Here is an 18,343-nt window from a genome sequence, read left to right as displayed (position 1 = left end):
CTCAACCAACAATAATAGAAGCGCTATTTTAGTCAAAATCGCCTTATTTTTGCGCTATGATATTATAATTATAATGACTTTTAGGCTAGTTTGAAGGGAGTTTGGAGTTTGGAAATTTTAAGGCGAGAGTGCGGGGCGGTGGAAGAAAACGCTTATATTGTGAAGCTTTCTGGTGGGGTGGATTTTATTATTGATCCCGGATTTTCTAGTAGCGAATGGGTGTTAGAAAACGCCAAGAACCCTAAGGCGATTTTAATCACGCATGGGCATTATGATCATGTGTGGGATAGTGCTCAATTGTCAAAGATCCTTAAAGACACCCCCATTTACGCTCCCAAAGACGATGTGTTCATGCTAGAAAATGATATTTTCCATTTGGGCATGCCGGTTTTTAGCCCCAATTTTAGCGTGCCTTGCAATAAGGGTTGCACCACTTTAGAGATAGCAAACACTACCATTAAATACTGGCATTTTCCCGGACACACGCCCGGTTGTTCTATCATAGAAATTGAAGGGGTGATTTTTAGCGGGGATTTTATTTTTTATCGCAGCATTGGCCGTTATGATTTCCCTTATTCTAATGAAAAAGACATGAAAGAGTCCTTGATAAGGTTTCAAAATTTAGATTTTTCTAAAGACATAGAGATTTATCCAGGGCATGGGGATAAGACAAGTTTTTTTGCCGAAAGAGAGCATTCTAAAATTTGGGTTTCAAGGATGGCTTAATTGTTAAGCCGGCTAGAAAAAGAGCGTTATTTGCGCCATATCATGCTAGAAGATGTGGGCGAAGAAGGCCAATTGAAGCTTTTAAAATCCAGCGTTTTAGTCATTGGAGCCGGTGGGCTTGGATCAGCGGTTTTGATGTATTTGTGTGCCGCTGGGGTAGGAAAAATAGGCATTGTGGATTTTGATGTGCTAGATATTAGTAATTTGCAACGCCAAATCATCCATTCACAGGATTTTTTAAACCAACCCAAAACCTCTAGCGCGAAAGCGCGCTTAAAACAACTCAATGCCGGTATTGAAATAGAGGCTTTTGAAGAACGCTTTAAGGCCCATAACGCTCTTTCTCTCATAGAGCCTTACGATTTTATCATAGACGCTACAGACAATTTCAACGCTAAATTTTTGATCAATGACGCTTGCGTGTTAGCCCAAAAACCCTATTCGCATGCCGGGGTTTTAAAATACAGAGGGCAAAGCATGAGCGTTTTACCCCATAGCGCATGCTTAGCGTGTGTTTTTGATAAGCCTCCTAAAAAGGGATTAAATCCACTTTCAGGGCTTTTTGGGGTCTTACCCGGAGTTTTAGGGTGTATCCAAGCGAGCGAATGCCTTAAATATTTTTTAGGGTTTGAAACTTTACTTATAAATACTTTACTTATAGCCGATATTAAAACGATGGATTTTAAAAAAATTCAAGCACCCAAAAACCCTGAATGTAGGGTTTGTGGCACGCATAAAATCACGCATTTACAGGATTATGAAATTTAGATTAAGGGGTAAGTTTTGGATTTATCAACCATACTAGGCTTGGTATTGGCGGTCGCTTCTATTTCGCTAGGCGATATTTTAGAAGATGGCAACCCGTTGCACATTATCCATTTGAGTTCAGTCATTATCATCGTGCCTACTTCGCTTTTTGCCGCCATGACAGGCACGCATGCTCGTTACGTGAAAGCCGCTTACAAAGAAATAAAAATTGTTTTTTTAAACCCTAAAATCAATTTAAACGAAACCATTAAAAATTTAGTGGAATTAGCCACTTTAGCCAGAAAAGATGGGGTGTTGAGTTTAGAGGGGCGAGTGGCACAAATTGAAGACGATTTCACCCGTAACGGCTTGTCTATGATCATAGATGGCAAGGATTTAAAATCCGTTAAGGAAAGTTTAGAAATCAGCATTGAAGAAATGGAAGAGTATTACCACGGCGCCGCTCATTATTGGGAGACGGCCGGTGAGACCGCTCCTACTATGGGGTTAGTGGGGGCGGTTATGGGGCTTATGTTGGCCTTGCAAAAACTAGACAATCCGGCTGAAATGGCAGCAGGGATCGCTGGGGCTTTTACGGCTACTGTTACAGGGATTATGTGTTCTTATGCGATTTTTGGCCCTTTTGGGCATAAGCTCAAGGCTAAGTCTAAAGACATTATCAAAGAAAAAACCGTTCTTTTAGAGGGGATTTTAGGCATCGCTAATGGGGAAAATCCAAGGGATTTAGAAAACAAACTCTTAAACTACATCGCTCCCGGTGAGCCTAAAAAATCTCAATTTGAGGGCTAAACATGGCTAAGAAAAACAAACCCACCGAATGCCCTGCCGGCGAAAAATGGGCGGTTCCTTATGCGGACTTTTTGTCGTTGTTGCTCGCGCTTTTTATCGCTCTTTATGCCATTTCAGCGGTCAATAAATCCAAAGTGGAAGCCTTAAAAACCGAATTTATTAAGATTTTTAATTACGCTCCTAAGCCAGAGGCGATGCAACCGGTTGTAGTGATCCCCCCTGATTCAGGGAAAGAAGAAGAGCAAATGGCGAGCGAAAGCTCCAAGCCGGCTTCGCAAAATACCGAAACAAAAGCCACTATCGCTCGCAAAGGCGAAGGCAGTGTTTTAGAGCAAATTGATCAAGGCTCTGTTTTAAAGCTCCCCTCTAGTTTGCTGTTTGAAAACGCCACATCAGATGCTATCAATCAAGACATGATGCTTTATATTGAGCGGATCGCTAAAATCATTCAAAAACTCCCTAAAAGGGTGCATATCAATGTAAGGGGTTTTACGGATAATACGCCTTTAAATAAAACCCGTTTTAAAAGCCACTATGAATTAGCCGCTAATCGTGCTTATAGGGTGATGAAAGTCCTTATACAATACGGCGTAAATCCTAACCAATTGTCTTTTTCTTCTTACGGCTCTACCAACCCTATCGCGCCTAACGATTCCTTAGAAAACAGAATGAAAAACAATCGTGTGGAAATCTTTTTTTCAACCGATGCGAACGATTTGAGTAAGATCCATTCTATTTTAGATGAAGAATTCAATCCCCACAAACAGCAAGAATGAATCGCATGAATAAAAATTATCTTTTAATCTTTTTGTTGTTAGCGAGTCTTGTTGCTAGAGAGAAGGACGCTTCTTCAAACCTTTTTGATTTGATTGATAAAGGGATCAACAGAGAACAAGAATTAAAAGAGCAGGAGCAAAAAACGCGCTTGAAACTGGCTCAAAGCCCTTTGGTGGCGTTAGAAATTGTCCCCCAAGAAACGCCCTATTTAGAATGGCAAGGGGCTAGGGAGTCGTATTATTTAAAGGTGAGTGCTGTGGTGGAGAGCGTGGTTATTTTAAAGATTGACATCAATCAAGGGCGTTCTTGCTCGCTCTATCCCACGCCTAAAAGTGTTTCTTTAGTGAGGAATCAAAGCGTAGCCTATGAAATTTTATGCGAAAACCAGCCGCTATGGATAGAAGTGAGCACGAATTTAGGCAAACGCACCTTTCAGTTTTAACCTACAACCAACATTAAAGAATGCCTTTAGCATTTTAAAACCCCTTTATTCAAATAAGTTTGGTTATAATGCCAAGCATGGGCGTTTTTAAACAATTGATCAAAGAATTGTATGAATGGTTGCTCCATTCTATAGATGTGGCTACGCAGCATTTAGTTGCCATAGTATTAAAAATAAGCGTGGTAAAATATTTGATAAAAGAATTTCATGATCGCTTCATTTACTTTATAGACTTGCTCGTGCAGCATTTTATCATCGTTGCGCTTTCTAGTCTTCTCGTGTTGGTGTTTGGGGTTTTGATTGGGGTTTTTGTGTTTTATAACTCAAAGGCTAGAGCGTTCTTGCTCCCTGTGGTGAATTTCCTCTACACCATCCCATCGCTAGCGTTATTCGCGTTATTCATTCCTGTGATTGGGGTGGGGTTAAAAAACGCGCTTTTAGTGTTGGTCTTATACGGCTTATTACCCATTGTCCATAGCACTTATAACGCTTTAAAAGAGGTGAGAGAAGAGGTGATTAAGGCCGCTATTGGGCTGGGGTGTAACCCCAAAGAGTTGTTTTTTAGGGTGCACTTCTTGCTCGCTATCCCCCAAATTTTAGCGGGCTTAAGGATTGCGGTGGTGATGTTAGTGGCGATGGCTGGGATTGGGGCGCTCATTGGGGCTGGAGGCTTAGGGCAGGCGATTTTTAGAGGGCTAAACACGCAAAACACCACGCTTTTAGTGGCGGGCAGTTTGATCATAGCTCTTTTTAGTGTTTTAGCGGATCAATTTGTGAGCGTCTTTCAGCATGAAAACGCTTTGCAACGCCTATTTTCTCAAAACGCCACCCAAAAACAAAAAAGAAGAGTTTATCTTAATTTAGCGGTGTTTCTTTTTTTATTGCTAGCGAGCGCTTTATGGCTCATTCCTAGAAACGCCACAGAAGAAAAACCCTTAGTCGTAGCGACAAAACCTAGCAGTGAGCAGTATATTTTGGGCGAGATTTTAAGCCTTTTGTTAGAAAAACACCATATCCCTATCAAGCGGGCGTTTGGCATTGGTGGGGGGACGATGAATATCCATCCGGCATTACTTAGGGGCGATTTTGATTTGTATGTGGAATATACCGGCACCGCTTGGGTGAACACGCTCAAAAACCCTTTGACACAAAAAGTGGATTTTAAAACGATTAAAAAGCGTTATGAGAAGGAATTTAATCTTTTGTGGGTGGGGCTTTTGGGCTTTAATAACACCTATTCTTTAGAGATTTCTAAAGAAGACGCTCAAAAATACGCGATTGAAACTTTCAGCGATTTAGCCCTTCATAGCCCAAATTTTGATTTTGGTGCGGAGTTTGACTTTTTTGAAAGAGAGGACGCTTTTAAGGGCTTAGTGAAAGCTTACCGCTTTCATTTTAGAAGTTTGCATGAAATGGATATTAATTTGCGTTATAAAAGTTTTGAATCCCATAAGATCAACGCTTTAGATGTCTTCACCACAGACGCTCAAATCAAAGAGCTGGATTTAAAGGTGCTTAAGGACGATAAAGGGTTTTTTCCTAATTATCAAGCCGGTATTGTTATGAGAAAAGAAATTATCAAAAAGTATCCTGAAGCACTAGAAATCTTAGAAAAATTGGATTCAAAAATTAACGATGAGAAAATGCAGGATTTAAACTATCAGGTGGAAGCGTTGAAAAAAAGCCCCCAAATAGTCGCTAAAGATTTTTTAGAAAGCTTGGGGTTATAGCATGAAAGAAATTGTCAAAATAGAGAATGTGTCTTTTAACTACCACAATCGCGCTGTTTTTAAGGATTTTAATTTAAGCATTCAAGAAGGGGATTTTTTATGCGTTTTAGGGGAGAGCGGGAGCGGTAAAAGCACGCTTTTAGGCTTGATTTTAGGGCTTTTAAAACCCAGTTTTGGGAGCGTTAAAATCTTTAATGAGACCCTTTCAAACAACGCTTTTTTACGCCAAAAAATAGGCTATATCGCTCAAGGCAATTCCTTATTTTCTCATTTAAACGCCATGCAAAACATGACCTTTTGCCTTAATTTACAAGGCATAAACAAACAAGCCGCTCAAAAAGAAGCCAAAGCCTTAGCGTTAAAAATGGGGTTAGATGAGAGCCTTATGGATAAATTCCCTAACGAATTGAGCGGAGGGCAAGCCCAAAGAGTGGGCATTATTAGGGGGATTATCCACAAGCCAGAACTCATTTTATTAGACGAGCCTTTTAGCGCTTTAGATAGTTTTAATCGTAAGAATTTGCAGGATCTCATCAAAGAGATACACCAAAATTCTTGCGCTACTTTCATTATGGTAACGCATGATGAGGAAGAGGCGCAAAAGTTAGCCACAAAAACCCTAGAAATCAAAGCCCTTAAACAAGAGCAATGATTTTAAGGCTCGTTTAAAAATTCTGGCGTGGTGTTGTTGGTGGGCGTTTGCATAGAAGAATTAGAGCTGTTTAAAGTTTTTTTAGCGGGTTTTTCGTTGAATGGGGGGGCTTTATAGCCGCAAGCTTGAATCGTTATTGCCACAAGCGTTAAAAAGCATGTTAAGATCAGTTTATGGAACAAAATATTTTCTCCTTACTCATTCAAAAAAAGTCTTATAAAAAGCTTGAAACTCTTTTGAAACTCAAAAAGCTTAAGGTTTTTATGCCTTTAAGTTTACAAGAAAATTTGCTTTTTATCTTTATAAAAGACTCTAAATTGCTTTTTGCGTTTAAAGATCTTTGGGCTTCTAAAGAATTTAACCAGCGATTCGCTAAAGAAATCAGCCATTTTTTGAACACGCAAGGGCATGCTTATGGGTTTGACGGGTTGAATGGGTTAGAAATTTTAGGTTATGTGCCTAAAGACGCGCTAAAAAAAGCCAATTTTTATGCCCCCATTAAAAAACAAGCCCGTTTTTTTCGCCCTAGTGCTTTAGGGTTGTTCCATAACCCCATTAAAGACGCTCGTTTGCATGAATGTTTTGAAAAAGCGCGCGCTTTGATCCACTACCAACGAAGTTTTTTTGAGGAATGAATGGCTGATTTATTGTCCAGTTTGAAAAACCTTTCTAATAGCAGTGGCGTGTATCAATATTTTGATAAAAACCGCCAATTGCTCTATATCGGTAAGGCGAAAAATTTAAAAAAGCGCATCAAAAGCTATTTTTCCATCCGCAATAATGAAATCACGCCCAATCCTCGTGCAAGCTTACGCATCCAAATGATGGTCAAACAAATCGCTTTTTTAGAAACCATTTTAGTGGAAAACGAGCAAGACGCTTTGATTTTAGAAAATTCTTTAATCAAGCAGCTCAAGCCTAAATACAACATTCTTTTAAGAGACGATAAAACTTACCCTTATATTTATATGGATTTTTCCACTGATTTCCCTATCCCTTTAATCACACGAAAAATCTTAAAACAGCCTGGCGTTAAATATTTTGGCCCTTTTACGAGCGGGGCTAAGGATATTTTAGACAGCTTGTATGAATTGCTCCCTTTAGTTCAAAAGAAAAATTGCATCAAGGATAAAAAGGCATGCATGTTTTATCAAATAGAGCGTTGTAAAGCCCCATGCGAGAATAAAATCACCAAAGAAGAGTATTTAAAAATCGCTAAAAAATGTTTAGAAATGATTGAAAATAAAGACAGGCTCATCAAAGAGCTTGAATTGAAAATGGAGCGCCTTTCTAATAACTTGCGTTTTGAAGAAGCCCTAATTTATAGGGATAGGATTGCAAAAATCCAAAAAATCGCCCCTTTCACTTGCATGGATTTGGCCAAACTCTACGATTTGGATATTTTTGCTTTTTATAGTGGGAACAATAAGGCGGTGTTAGTGAAAATGTTCATGCGTGGGGGTAAAATCATTTCTTCAGCGTTTGAAAAAATCCACTCCCTTAATGGGTTTGACACTGATGAGGCAATGAAACAAGCCATTATCAACCATTACCAATCGCATTTGCCTTTGATGCCTGAACAAATTCTATTAAACGCTTGCTCTAATGAAACGCTTAAAGAACTGCAAGAATTTATCAGTCATAAACACTCTAAAAAAATCGCTCTTAGCATTCCTAAAAAAGGCGACAAGCTCGCTTTAATAGAAATCGCTATGAAAAACGCTCAAGAGATTTTTAGCCAAGAAAAAACCTCTAATGAAGATCTGATTTTAGAAGAAGCGCGATCGCTATTCAAGTTAGAGTGCGTGCCTTATAGGGTGGAGATCTTTGACACAAGCCACCATTCAAACAGCCAATGCGTGGGGGGAATGGTCGTGTATGAAAACAACGCCTTCCAAAAAAACTCTTACCGGCGCTACCATCTAAAAGGCTCTAATGAATACGCTCAAATGAGCGAGTTGCTCACCAGAAGGGCTTTAGACTTTGCCAAAGAGCCACCGCCCAATTTGTGGGTAATAGATGGAGGGAGGGTGCAATTAAACATCGCTTTAGAAATTTTAAAAAGCAGCGGGAGTTTTGTAGAAGTGATCGCTATTTCTAAAGAAAAAAGGGATTCTAAAACTTATCGCTCTAAAGGGGGCGCTAAAGACATTATCCATACGCCTAGCAATACTTTTAAATTGCTCCCTAGCGACAAACGCTTGCAATGGGTGCAAAAATTGCGCGATGAAAGCCACCGGTATGCGATAAACTTCCACAGATCCACTAAACTTAAAAACATGAAACAAATCGCTCTTTTAAAAGAAAAGGGTATAGGAGAAGCCAGCGTGAAAAAATTATTGGATTATTTTGGGAGTTTTGAAGCGATAGAAAAAGCGAGCGAGCAGGAAAAAAACACCGTGTTAAGAAAACGAAATTAAAGGAAAAACATGAAAAAAAGATTAAATATAGGGCTTGTGGGTTTAGGGTGCGTGGGGAGCGCGGTCGCTAAAATCTTACAAGAAAATCAAGAAATCATTAAAGACAGAGCCGGCGTGGAAATTAAAATTAAAAAAGCGGTGGTGCGAGATATGAAAAAGCACAAAGGCTATGCTTTTGAAATCAGTAATGATTTAGAAAGCCTGATAGAAGATGAAGAAATTGATATTGTCGTGGAGCTTATGGGTGGGGTTGAAGCGCCTTATCTTTTAGCTAAAAAAACTTTAGCCAAGCAAAAAGCCTTCGTTACAGCCAATAAAGCCATGTTAGCGTACCACCGCTATGAATTAGAACAAACCGCTAAAAACACCCCCATAGGCTTTGAAGCGAGCGTGTGTGGGGGTATCCCTATTATCAAGGCTTTAAAAGACGGCTTGAGCGCTAATCATATCCTTTCTTTTAAAGGGATTTTAAACGGCACGAGCAATTACATTTTAAGCCAGATGTTTAAAAATCAAGCGAGCTTTAAGGACGCTTTGAAAGACGCGCAGCATTTAGGCTATGCGGAATTGAACCCTGAATTTGACATTAAGGGCATTGATGCGGCGCACAAATTATTGATTTTAGCGTCTTTAGCGTATGGTATTGATGCGAAATTAGAAGAAATCTTGATTGAAGGCATTGAAAAAATAGAGCCAGACGACATGGAGTTTGCTAAAGAATTTGGTTATAGCATCAAACTTTTAGGCATCGCTAAAAAACACCCAGATTGCATTGAATTAAGGGTGCATCCAAGCATGATTAAAAATGAATGCATGCTCTCTAAAGTGGATGGAGTAATGAACGCTATCAGCGTTATAGGGGATAAGGTGGGCGAGACTTTGTATTATGGGGCTGGGGCTGGGGGAGAGCCTACCGCAAGCGCGGTCATTAGCGATATTATAGAAATCGCAAGGAAAAAAAGCTCTCTAATGCTAGGCTTTGAAACCCCTCAAAAACTCCCCCTAAAACCCAAAGAAGAAATCCAATGCGCTTATTATGCGCGTTTGTTAGTGAGCGATGAAAAAGGGGTTTTTTCTCAAATCAGCGCGATTTTAGCTCAAAATGATATTTCGCTCAACAATGTCTTGCAAAAAGAAATCCCGCATTCCAACAAGGCTAAAATCTTATTTTCCACGCACACCACCAACGAAAAATCTATGCTGAACGCCCTTAAAGAGCTTGAAAATCTACAAAGCGTGTTGGATACCCCTAAGATGATCCGTTTGGAAAATTGATGCGCTTTTTGAATAACAAACATAGAGAAAAGGGCTTAAAGGCTGAAGAAGAAGCTTGCGGATTTTTAAAATCGTTAGGTTTTGAAATGGTGGAGATGAACTTTTTTTCACAATTTGGCGAAATTGATATTATCGCTTTGAAAAAAGGGGTTTTGCATTTCATTGAAGTCAAAAGCGGGGAAAATTTTGATCCCATTTATGCGATCACGCCGAGTAAATTAAAAAAGATCATTAAAACGATCCGCTGTTATTTGTCTCAAAAAGATCCCAATAGCGATTTTTGCATTGACGCTCTTATTGTGAAAAATGGTAAATTTGAGCTTTTAGAAAATATCACTTTTTAGATTTTTATCCAAAACCCATGCGATTTCATTAACATTCTTAGGATAAGATAGTTCTCGTTAATCAAAATCATAGAATAATTAGGAGTAACCAATGAGTCACTATATTGAATTAACTGAAGAAAATTTTGAAAGCACCATTAAAAAAGGGGTTGCGTTAGTGGATTTTTGGGCGCCATGGTGTGGTCCTTGTAAGATGCTATCCCCTGTGATTGATGAATTAGCTAGCGAATATGAAGGTAAGGCTAAGATTTGTAAAGTCAATACCGATGAGCAAGAAGAGTTGAGCGCGAAATTTGGGATTAGAAGCATTCCTACGCTTTTATTCACAAAAGATGGCGAAGTTGTCCATCAGTTGGTGGGTGTGCAAACTAAAGTTGCTTTAAAAGAGCAGTTGAACAAACTTTTAGGCTAGTAGCCATGATAGATTGTGCGATTATTGGAGGTGGTCCTGCGGGTTTGAGTGCGGGGCTTTATGCCACTAGAGGCGGTGTTAAAAACGCCGTTTTATTTGAAAAAGGAGTGCCTGGGGGGCAAATCACTGGCAGTAGTGAGATTGAAAACTATCCGGGCGTTAAGGAAGTGGTGAGTGGGTTGGATTTCATGCAACCATGGCAGGAGCAATGCTTTCGCTTTGGTTTGAAGCATGAGATGACCGCCATTCAAAGGGTTTCTAAAAAAGGCTCTCATTTTGTTATTTTGGCAGAAGATGGCAAGACTTTTGAAGCTAAGAGCGTGATTATCGCTACCGGTGGTAGCCCTAAACGCACAGGAATCAAGGGCGAGTCAGAATATTGGGGTAAAGGCGTTAGCACTTGTGCGACATGCGATGGCTTCTTTTACAAAAATAAAGAAGTAGCGGTGCTTGGTGGGGGCGATACCGCCGTAGAAGAGGCGATTTATCTGGCCAACATCTGCAAAAAAGTCTATCTCATCCACAGAAGAGATGGTTTTAGGTGTGCGCCTATCACTTTAGAACATGCCAAAAACAATGATAAGATTGAGTTTTTAACCCCTTATGTGGTGGAAGAAATCAAGGGCGATGCTTCTGGCGTGTCTTCTTTAAGCATTAAAAACACAGCCACTAACGAAAAAAGAGAATTAGTTGTGCCGGGGTTTTTTATTTTTGTGGGTTATGATGTGAATAACGCCGTGTTGAAACAAGAAGATAACTCCATGCTATGCAAATGCGATGAATACGGCTCTATAGTCGTGGATTTTTCCATGAAGACGGATGTTCAAGGCTTGTTTGCGGCAGGAGATATTCGCATTTTTGCCCCTAAGCAAGTGGTTTGTGCTGCAAGCGATGGCGCTACGGCGGCTTTAAGCGTGATTTCTTATTTAGAACACCATTAAATCAAGCTCATAGCCCTAGATTTTAGGGTTATGAGTTCTCGCTTCAATATTCATTGGATTTTCAAAACTTGTAAGGTATTTTAGGTTTTGTTATTTTAATCTTATTTTAGCCACAATGTCATTTCGTTCTCTTGCTTTGTTTTAATTAAATATTGATCACAAAATTTAAAAACGCTCAAAACATTTTTTACAATCAATATAATAAAAGAACTTGTTTAATCAAAAAAGCGCTCCTTAGGGGGTTGTGGGGATTTAGTTGGGGGTTGTAGGGGGGAGAACTATTTTAATACCCCCTATTCTCTTAAGAGTTTTATTGTAAAACAGAGCCTAAAAACGATATACTCTATTAAAAATTATGGGAGTCTAAGCTTTGCGTGTTTTTATCATTTCTTTAAATCAAAAAGTGTGCGATAAATTTGGTTTGGTTTTTAGAGACACCACGACTTTACTCAATAGCATCAATGCCACCCACCACCAAGCACAAATTTTTGATGCGATTTATTCTAAAACTTTTGAAGGCGGGTTGCACCCCTTAGTGAAAAAGCATTTACACCCTTATTTCATCACGCAAAACATCAAAGACATGGGGATTACAACCAATCTCATCAGTGAGGTTTCTAAGTTTTATTACGCTTTAAAATACCATGCGAAGTTTATGAGCTTGGGGGAGCTTGGGTGCTATGCGAGTCATTATTCCTTGTGGCAAAAATGCATAGAGCTCAATGAAGCGATCTGTATTTTAGAAGACGATATAACCTTGAAAGAGGATTTTAAAGAGGGCTTGGATTTTTTAGAAAAACACATCCAAGAGTTAGGCTATATCCGCTTGATGCATTTATTGTATGATGCCAGTGCGAAAAGTGAGCCATTGAGCCATAAAAACCACGAGATACAAGAGCGTGTGGGGATCATTAAAGCTTATAGTCATGGGGTGGGGACTCAAGGCTATGTGATCACGCCCAAGATTGCCAAAGTTTTTTTGAAACACAGCCGAAAATGGGTTGTTCCTGTGGATACGATAATGGACGCTACTTTTATCCATGGCGTGAAAAATCTGGTGTTACAACCTTTTGTGATCGCTGATGATGAGCAGATCTCTACGATAGTGCGAAAAGAAGAACCTTATAGCCCTAAAATCGCCTTAATGAGAGAACTCCATTTTAAATATTTGAAATATTGGCAGTTTGTATAGTCAATAATAAAAATACTAAAGAGCGTTTTAAAATTTTAGTTGTCCTTGTTTGATTAGAACAAAACCAGTTTTTAATCGCTTTTAAGAATGGATTACAATCTTTAAATGGATTTTAAAAGGGTTTTTAACCCCTTTTAGCTTCTATGCACAATCTAAATAAGACGCATTAAGAAAATGAAGTGCATCAGAAAATTATTTTCTAATTTTCTAATGCTTTAAGATTAAGACTTTTTAGGATTGGCTTCGGTTACCCTAATCGTTCTGCCCATAAAATCCGTATTATCCAATTTAGCAATCGCTTCGCTAACGCCCTCTTCTTGCATTTCTACAAAGCCAAAACCTTTAGGTTTCTTTGTTTCTCTGTCATAGATCAGCTTGACATTAAACACTTTGCCAAATTGACTGAAAAGCTCCTTGACTTGCTCACTAGTAGCACTATAAACCAAATTCCCTACATAAATGTTTTTCAAGATAAAATTCTCCGGTAAAAAAATGACAACATACCCATAAGAATATGAAAAAGTTATAAAAAAGTAACACTTCTAAAACCCAAACACATCCAAAGCAGAAGTATGGTGGATTTTATCTAATAATTGCTTAAAAAATTATAAAAGCTATTAAAATTGGGTATTGATAATAAAATAGAACTTACACACAAGCGGTAATTTTAAAAAGCGTTATCAAAGGATAAGGGGGAACATGGTTTCAAAACCACCCCCCTATCCTTTTAAGCTTTATCATAAAACAAAGTTTTAAAAAACAATATTAAATCCGAACAAGAATGTTTTGCTTAATGCCCTTCATCGGTTAAAACAGCCCCTGCCAAATACACATAAGTGAGAATCATAAAAACAAAAGCTTGTAAAATCCCCATAAAAAACAAGACCATAAAGGGCGCTACAGGAACAGCCCAAGGCACTAACAAGAGCATGATGAGCAAGAACATGTCATCGCCCTTGATATTCCCAAACAAACGAAACGATAAAGACACGATCCTAGAAAAATGCGAGATGATCTCAATAGGGAACATGAAAGGGGCGAGCCATTTCACAGGGCCTGCAAAATGAGCGAAATACTTAAAAAAGCCCTGCACTCTAATGCCTTCAAAATGGTAATAAAAAAACACAATCAGCGCTAAAACCAGCGTAAAACTCCAGCTAGCTGTAGGGGATTCAAAACCAGGAATGATGCCTATCATGTTAGAAAAAAAGACATACAAAGCGATCGTACCTGCTAGTGGGAAGTATTTGCGGGCTAATTCTTCGCCTATAATATCCTTAGCCACGCTCAAAATCGCGCTAATGATGCTCTCATACACATTCTGCAAACCCATAGGCACCATCTGCATTTTGCGCGACGCGCCAAGCGAAATGAAAAACATCAAAACCGCTGTCAAAACGACAAAAAACCCGGTGATAAAATCATGATTGGAGCTAAAAAAATTAGCAATAGTAAATACTCTGTGTTCCATGAAAAAGTTTCTCTAAGCCTTATTGAAAATTTCCTTAATTGTAGCAATTAAGTTTTAAAAACTCATTAAATCAAGCTTTTTAACGAGTTTTCTAACGATTTGTCTTGTTTTCTTTTAAAATTCACCCATAATAATTAGGGGCTTCTTTGGTAATATCCACGCCATGCACATGGCTTTCTTTTAACCCCGCGCTAGTGATTTCTACAAATTCAGCGTTTTGATACAATTCCAAAATATTCTTCGCCCCCTGATACCCCATAGAAGAGCGTACGCCCCCTACTAATTGGAAAATCATATCCGAAACCTTACCACGATAAGGCACACGCCCCTCAATGCCTTCTGGGACTAACTTTTCACTCGCCACGCCCTCTTGAAAATACCTATCAGAGCTCCCTTTAGTCATAGCCCCAATGCTACCCATGCCCCTATAGCTTTTATATTGCCTCCCTTGGTAAATCATAAAATCCCCAGGAGATTCTTCTGTGCCAGCGAGTAAAGAGCCTATCATCACGCTTGATGCTCCTAAAGCCAGAGCCTTAGCCACATCGCCTGAATAGCGGATCCCTCCATCTGCAATCACAGGAATATCAAATTTAGATGCTACTTCTACGCAATTATCAATCGCGCTCACTTGGGGCATTCCCACTCCAGCCACAATCCTAGTGGTGCAAATGCTTCCTGGCCCAATACCCACTTTAACAGCGTCCGCTCCCGCGCTAATCAAATCGCTTGTGGCCTCTTTAGTAACCACATTCCCCACAATCACATCCACTACCAAGCTTTTTTTAATCTCTTCTAAAGTGTGTAAGATATTGGCTGAATGCCCATGCGCGCTGTCTAACACCAACGCATCCACCCCCGCTTTAACTAACATTTCAGCCCTATCCAACTGCCCCACTCCAATAGCCGCCCCCACTCTCAACCTCCCAAAATCATCTTTATTGGCCTCAGGGTATTCAATGCGTTTTTGAATGTCTTTAATCGTGATCAAGCCTTTTAAAACATTATCTTTATCCACAATGGGCAATTTTTCAATCTTATGCTTGTGCATCAAATCCCTAGCCTCTTCCAAACTAATGCCCACATGAGCGGTAACTAAAGGCATTTTAGTCATCACATCGCCCACTTTTTTACTCAAATCCGTTTCAAAGCGCACATCTCTGTTGGTTAAAATCCCAATCAACAACCCCTTATCATCTACCACAGGCACGCCTGAAATCTTGTAATTATCCGTTATGACTTTAGCGTCCGCTAGCGTCCTGTGCGCATGGATAAAAATAGGATCATTAATCACCCCGCTCTCGCTTTTTTTAACTTTAGTGATTTCTTTGAGTTGCGTTTGAATATCCATGTTTTTATGCACGATGCCAATACCCCCAAGGCGCGCCATAGCGATAGCGGTTTTATGCTCTGTAACCGTATCCATAGCCGCGCTAATAAAGGGGATATTCAAACGAATGTTTTTAGTTAAGCGAGACTTTAAGCTCACATCTTTAGGTAAAACGCTAGACTTTCTAGGCACCATCAACACGTCTTCAAAAGTCAAAGCCCTTTGTAAAATTCTCATTTTCTATCCTTAATCTAATTTTAAATCTAATTCTTGCTCTAAAGCGTAAGAAACATCTAAAAGGCTTTGCTCATCAAAAGCCTTAGCAATGAATTGCATCCCTATGGGCAAGCCTAAAGGATCTTTAGCGACCGGCAAGGAAAGGGCCGGCAAACCGCTCAAATTCGCCCCAATCGTGTAAATATCGCTCAAATACATTTCTAAAGGGCTTGCATGGTAGTTGAATAAATGAGCACTCGTAGGAGCAACAGGGGTGAAAATCAAATCCACTTCTTCAAAAATCTTATTGTATTGCTCTTTGATCATCAAACGCATTTGCTGGGCTTTCAAATAATAAGCGTCATAATACCCACTGCTTAAGACAAAATTCCCTAACATGATGCGCCGTTTCACCTCATCGCCAAAACCTTCACTGCGGCTTTTGAGATACAATTCTTTCAAATCTTTAACGTTTTCAGCCCTCCTCCCATAACGCACCCCATCAAATCTGGCCAGATTCGAACTCGCTTCAGCCATGCTGATAATATAATAAATAGAGATTTGATAATGCGAATCCAACATCTTTTTTTCCACAATCTCATGCCCCATTTCTTTCAAGGCTTTAAGGGTGTTTTCATAAGCGAGTTGCACTTCATTGCTCGCGTCTTTAATGTGATCCCTTAAGATAGCGATTTTAAAGCGTTTGTCTCTGTTAAGGTTTTTAAAGGTTTGCGTGGGTTTGAGATTCGCACTCGTGGAGTCCTTGCTATCATACCCACTAATTGCATCAAATAAAATAGAAGCATCCTCTACATTTTGCGTGATAGGCCCGATTTGATCAAAACTAGAACAATAAGCGATCAAGCCATAACGGCTCACCCTCCCATAAGTGGGCTTTAACCCCACGCACCCACAATAACTCGCTGGCTGCCTGATAGACCCGCCCGTATCGCTCCCTAAAGCCGCTACCGCTAATCCACCCGCTACCGCTGCTGCGCTCCCCCCACTGCTCCCTCCAGGCACTCTGTTTTTGTCTCGTGGGTTTTTAGTGATCCCATAACAACTAGACTCCGTGGTGCTTCCCATCGCAAACTCGTCCATGTTAGAAAGCCCAAACCCTGCCATGCTGTTTTGGTGTAAGTTTTCCATCACGCTCGCATGATAAGGAGCGACATAGCCTTCTAAAATCTTACTGGAACAAGTGATTTCCCACCCCTTAACGCTAATATTGTCTTTAATAAGGATTGGCACCCCCTTAGCGCTAGCGCCATTAAGGCTAGGGGCTTTAATATAAGCGTTCAAATCCGAAGCTCTAACCTTAGCGTCAATTTCGTTTTTAAGGGTTTCTAATTCATCTTGGGATAAAGAAAGGGCTTGTTTTAAAGTGATCATGTTTTTAGCCTTACAAAAAATTTAATGGTAGTTTAACATGCTTAGGTATAAAACGAGCTTATAAGAGCGTTTTTAAAAAGCGTTCAACCTGCTTATTTAAATCTTTCAAACTGGAGCTGTTGTCTATAATGTAATCGCTCATGGCGCGTTTTTGCTCTATATCCATTTGACAAGCTAAGCGCTGCAAAATTTCAGTTTCTTTGAGTTTGTCTCGCTCTAAAAGGCGCTCAATTTGTAAAGCCCTAGGCGCATAGATTAAAACTACCTTACTTACAGGATAGCGTTTTTTACCCCCTACTTCAAAAAACAAAGGGATGTCTAAAAAATACGCTTGATGATCCTTTTCTAATTCACAGGCTTTTTTAAGCATGCGTTCACGAATTAAGGGGTGTAAAAAATCCTCTAGCCACTTTAATTTATTAGCATTTTGAAACACGATCGCGCCAAGTTTTTTTCTGTTTAAAATATCTTTTTCTAAAATATCTGATCCAAAATATTGGGCGATTTCTAGCCGATGCTCTTGCAATAATTGGTGGGCGATCTTATCCGCATCTAAAATTTTATAGCCTTGCGATTCCAATATTTTAAGGGTGGTGCTTTTACCGGTGCCTATCCCCCCTGTTAGAGCGATAGCGTTTTTTAAGATCATTTTAAGATTTGATATTGTCTTTAAAGACTTCTTGTAAATTTTTAGGCAAAGCGAATGCGGCCTTATGAATGTCTTCGTTATAGTATCTCACGCTTTTTAGCGCTTCTATTTTTGGCGTCATTAGATCTTTTAAGGGGTGGGTTTTAAAAGAAGCGTAAATATAACCCTTATTGCTCAAAATCCTTAAAGGCGCTACAAAAGGGATAGTGATAGGAAAAAAGTCGCCCAAGTTTTTAAGGGCGTTTTGCATGCTCACATGCTCTAATAGCGGGTGTTTAGCTACCGAAATAAACACCCCATCTTCTTTAAGCATTCTTTTTAAGCCATCCATTTTATGAATGTCCGGCTCTTGCAAGCAAAGGATCAAATCGTATTTTTTAATGTCTAAATCTAAAAGTTGTTTAGCGTGCGTGAAATTCTTATTGTTTTTCACTTCATGGAAATGGGGGAAAAAACTAATGAAGCTGTCTAAAATCTTTTCATCCGCTTGCACAAAATCTATACGCGTGTCGTATTTAAAAAGCTGGTGGGCTAATTCCAAATCAAACCCATCCACAATCAAAACTTCTTTAAGCTCTTTCTTGGTGCAACCCCCCATATGAGCGAGCAACTCGCTTTCAATGTGCAAAAAATTCTTGAACAATAATTGGCAATTGAGCATCGCAATTTCACCAAAATCCTTAGATTTAAAAATCTCTAAGATATTATGCTCGCTTCTAACATCTAATAATTTCGCTTCTATGGTGTATTCTTTACGCAAATACGGCGTGATTTCTTGGGTGATCCACATCAACACTCCTTAGCTTATTTTTTAACA

Annotated in this window: 21 protein-coding genes; 14 read left to right on the top strand and 7 right to left on the bottom strand. The window is 39.5% G+C overall.

The window, feature by feature from the left end:
* Positions 1-108: 108 nt before the first annotated feature.
* The 7 genes from G6069_RS05185 (at position 109) to egtV (ending at position 5,884) form a co-directional block, all read left to right on the top strand.
* Positions 109-726 (top strand): MBL fold metallo-hydrolase, encoded by a 618-nt coding sequence (locus G6069_RS05185; protein WP_197293586.1) that lies wholly within the window; start codon positions 109-111, stop codon positions 724-726.
* Positions 727-1,494, top strand: a complete 768-nt coding sequence (locus G6069_RS05180; protein ID WP_197293585.1) for a HesA/MoeB/ThiF family protein — start codon at positions 727-729, stop codon at positions 1,492-1,494. It abuts the gene before it with no gap.
* 15 nt (positions 1,495-1,509) lie between these two features.
* Positions 1,510-2,283, top strand: coding sequence for a flagellar motor stator protein MotA (motA, locus tag G6069_RS05175; protein ID WP_000366185.1), 774 nt, complete (start codon positions 1,510-1,512; stop codon positions 2,281-2,283).
* Between the two features lie 2 nt (positions 2,284-2,285).
* Entirely contained in the window at positions 2,286-3,059 is a 774-nt protein-coding gene (motB, locus tag G6069_RS05170; protein ID WP_001085355.1) for a flagellar motor protein MotB, read from the top strand.
* A complete protein-coding gene (locus G6069_RS05165) occupies positions 3,056-3,502 on the top strand; it encodes a hypothetical protein (RefSeq protein ID WP_001081241.1) in 447 nt (148 codons plus the stop codon). Before motB ends, G6069_RS05165 begins: the two co-directional genes overlap by 4 nt.
* A gap of 68 nt (positions 3,503-3,570) precedes the next feature.
* Positions 3,571-5,232 (top strand): ergothioneine transport permease/ergothioneine binding protein EgtU, encoded by a 1,662-nt coding sequence (gene egtU, locus G6069_RS05160; protein WP_197293584.1) that lies wholly within the window; start codon positions 3,571-3,573, stop codon positions 5,230-5,232.
* Position 5,233: 1 nt separating this feature from the next.
* Positions 5,234-5,884: an ergothioneine transport ATP-binding protein EgtV gene (gene egtV, locus G6069_RS05155; protein WP_021173629.1), complete on the top strand. Its 651-nt coding sequence runs from the start codon at positions 5,234-5,236 to the stop codon at positions 5,882-5,884.
* 2 nt (positions 5,885-5,886) lie between these two features.
* Here egtV and G6069_RS05150 read toward each other — a convergent pair whose 3' ends face one another.
* A complete protein-coding gene (locus tag G6069_RS05150; RefSeq protein ID WP_001926337.1) occupies positions 5,887-6,066 on the bottom strand; it encodes a hypothetical protein in 180 nt (59 codons plus the stop codon).
* Here G6069_RS05150 and G6069_RS05145 point away from each other — a divergent pair.
* The 7 genes from G6069_RS05145 (at position 6,058) to G6069_RS05115 (ending at position 12,468) form a co-directional block, all read left to right on the top strand.
* Positions 6,058-6,519: a hypothetical protein gene (locus G6069_RS05145; protein WP_000437179.1), complete on the top strand. Its 462-nt coding sequence runs from the start codon at positions 6,058-6,060 to the stop codon at positions 6,517-6,519. The genes G6069_RS05150 and G6069_RS05145 overlap by 9 nt on opposite strands.
* Positions 6,520-8,304: an excinuclease ABC subunit UvrC gene (gene uvrC, locus G6069_RS05140; protein ID WP_197293583.1), complete on the top strand. Its 1,785-nt coding sequence runs from the start codon at positions 6,520-6,522 to the stop codon at positions 8,302-8,304.
* A gap of 9 nt (positions 8,305-8,313) precedes the next feature.
* A complete protein-coding gene (locus tag G6069_RS05135) occupies positions 8,314-9,579 on the top strand; it encodes a homoserine dehydrogenase (RefSeq protein ID WP_078303259.1) in 1,266 nt (421 codons plus the stop codon).
* Entirely contained in the window at positions 9,579-9,923 is a 345-nt protein-coding gene (locus G6069_RS05130; protein ID WP_197293582.1) for a YraN family protein, read from the top strand. The genes G6069_RS05135 and G6069_RS05130 overlap by 1 nt, the downstream gene beginning before the upstream one ends.
* A gap of 91 nt (positions 9,924-10,014) precedes the next feature.
* Positions 10,015-10,335: a thioredoxin gene (gene trxA / locus G6069_RS05125; protein WP_000020199.1), complete on the top strand. Its 321-nt coding sequence runs from the start codon at positions 10,015-10,017 to the stop codon at positions 10,333-10,335.
* 5 nt (positions 10,336-10,340) lie between these two features.
* Positions 10,341-11,276 (top strand): thioredoxin-disulfide reductase, encoded by a 936-nt coding sequence (trxB, locus tag G6069_RS05120; RefSeq protein ID WP_197293581.1) that lies wholly within the window; start codon positions 10,341-10,343, stop codon positions 11,274-11,276.
* 370 nt (positions 11,277-11,646) lie between these two features.
* Positions 11,647-12,468: a glycosyltransferase family 25 protein gene (locus G6069_RS05115; protein WP_197293580.1), complete on the top strand. Its 822-nt coding sequence runs from the start codon at positions 11,647-11,649 to the stop codon at positions 12,466-12,468.
* Positions 12,469-12,689: 221 nt separating this feature from the next.
* Here the strand turns inward: G6069_RS05115 and G6069_RS05110 are convergent, their stop codons facing one another.
* The 6 genes from G6069_RS05110 to G6069_RS05085 all read right to left on the bottom strand — a co-directional run bounded on the left by G6069_RS05110 (position 12,690) and on the right by G6069_RS05085 (position 18,316).
* Positions 12,690-12,938 carry an RNA-binding protein gene (locus tag G6069_RS05110; protein ID WP_000790557.1) on the bottom strand — a complete coding sequence of 83 codons (249 nt, stop codon included), beginning with the start codon at positions 12,936-12,938 and terminating at the stop codon, positions 12,690-12,692.
* A 320-nt stretch (positions 12,939-13,258) separates the two neighbouring features.
* On the bottom strand, positions 13,259-13,939 hold the full coding sequence (locus tag G6069_RS05105) for a F0F1 ATP synthase subunit A (RefSeq protein WP_000401209.1): 681 nt from the start codon (positions 13,937-13,939) through the stop codon (positions 13,259-13,261).
* Between the two features lie 121 nt (positions 13,940-14,060).
* Positions 14,061-15,506 (bottom strand): IMP dehydrogenase, encoded by a 1,446-nt coding sequence (guaB, locus tag G6069_RS05100; RefSeq protein WP_001221705.1) that lies wholly within the window; start codon positions 15,504-15,506, stop codon positions 14,061-14,063.
* A gap of 9 nt (positions 15,507-15,515) precedes the next feature.
* Positions 15,516-16,877: an Asp-tRNA(Asn)/Glu-tRNA(Gln) amidotransferase subunit GatA gene (gene gatA / locus G6069_RS05095; protein WP_197293579.1), complete on the bottom strand. Its 1,362-nt coding sequence runs from the start codon at positions 16,875-16,877 to the stop codon at positions 15,516-15,518.
* 58 nt (positions 16,878-16,935) lie between these two features.
* Positions 16,936-17,526 carry a dephospho-CoA kinase gene (gene coaE, locus G6069_RS05090; RefSeq protein WP_197293578.1) on the bottom strand — a complete coding sequence of 197 codons (591 nt, stop codon included), beginning with the start codon at positions 17,524-17,526 and terminating at the stop codon, positions 16,936-16,938.
* Position 17,527: 1 nt separating this feature from the next.
* Positions 17,528-18,316 carry a spermidine synthase gene (locus G6069_RS05085; RefSeq protein ID WP_197293577.1) on the bottom strand — a complete coding sequence of 263 codons (789 nt, stop codon included), beginning with the start codon at positions 18,314-18,316 and terminating at the stop codon, positions 17,528-17,530.
* Between the last annotated feature and the right edge of the window lie 27 nt (positions 18,317-18,343).

The sequence above is a fragment of the Helicobacter pylori genome, from assembly GCF_017594925.1.
Lineage (GTDB): Bacteria > Campylobacterota > Campylobacteria > Campylobacterales > Helicobacteraceae > Helicobacter > Helicobacter pylori_DP.
Note: the sequence above shows the minus strand (reverse complement) of the source record. Positions and strands in the feature narration are given on the sequence as shown.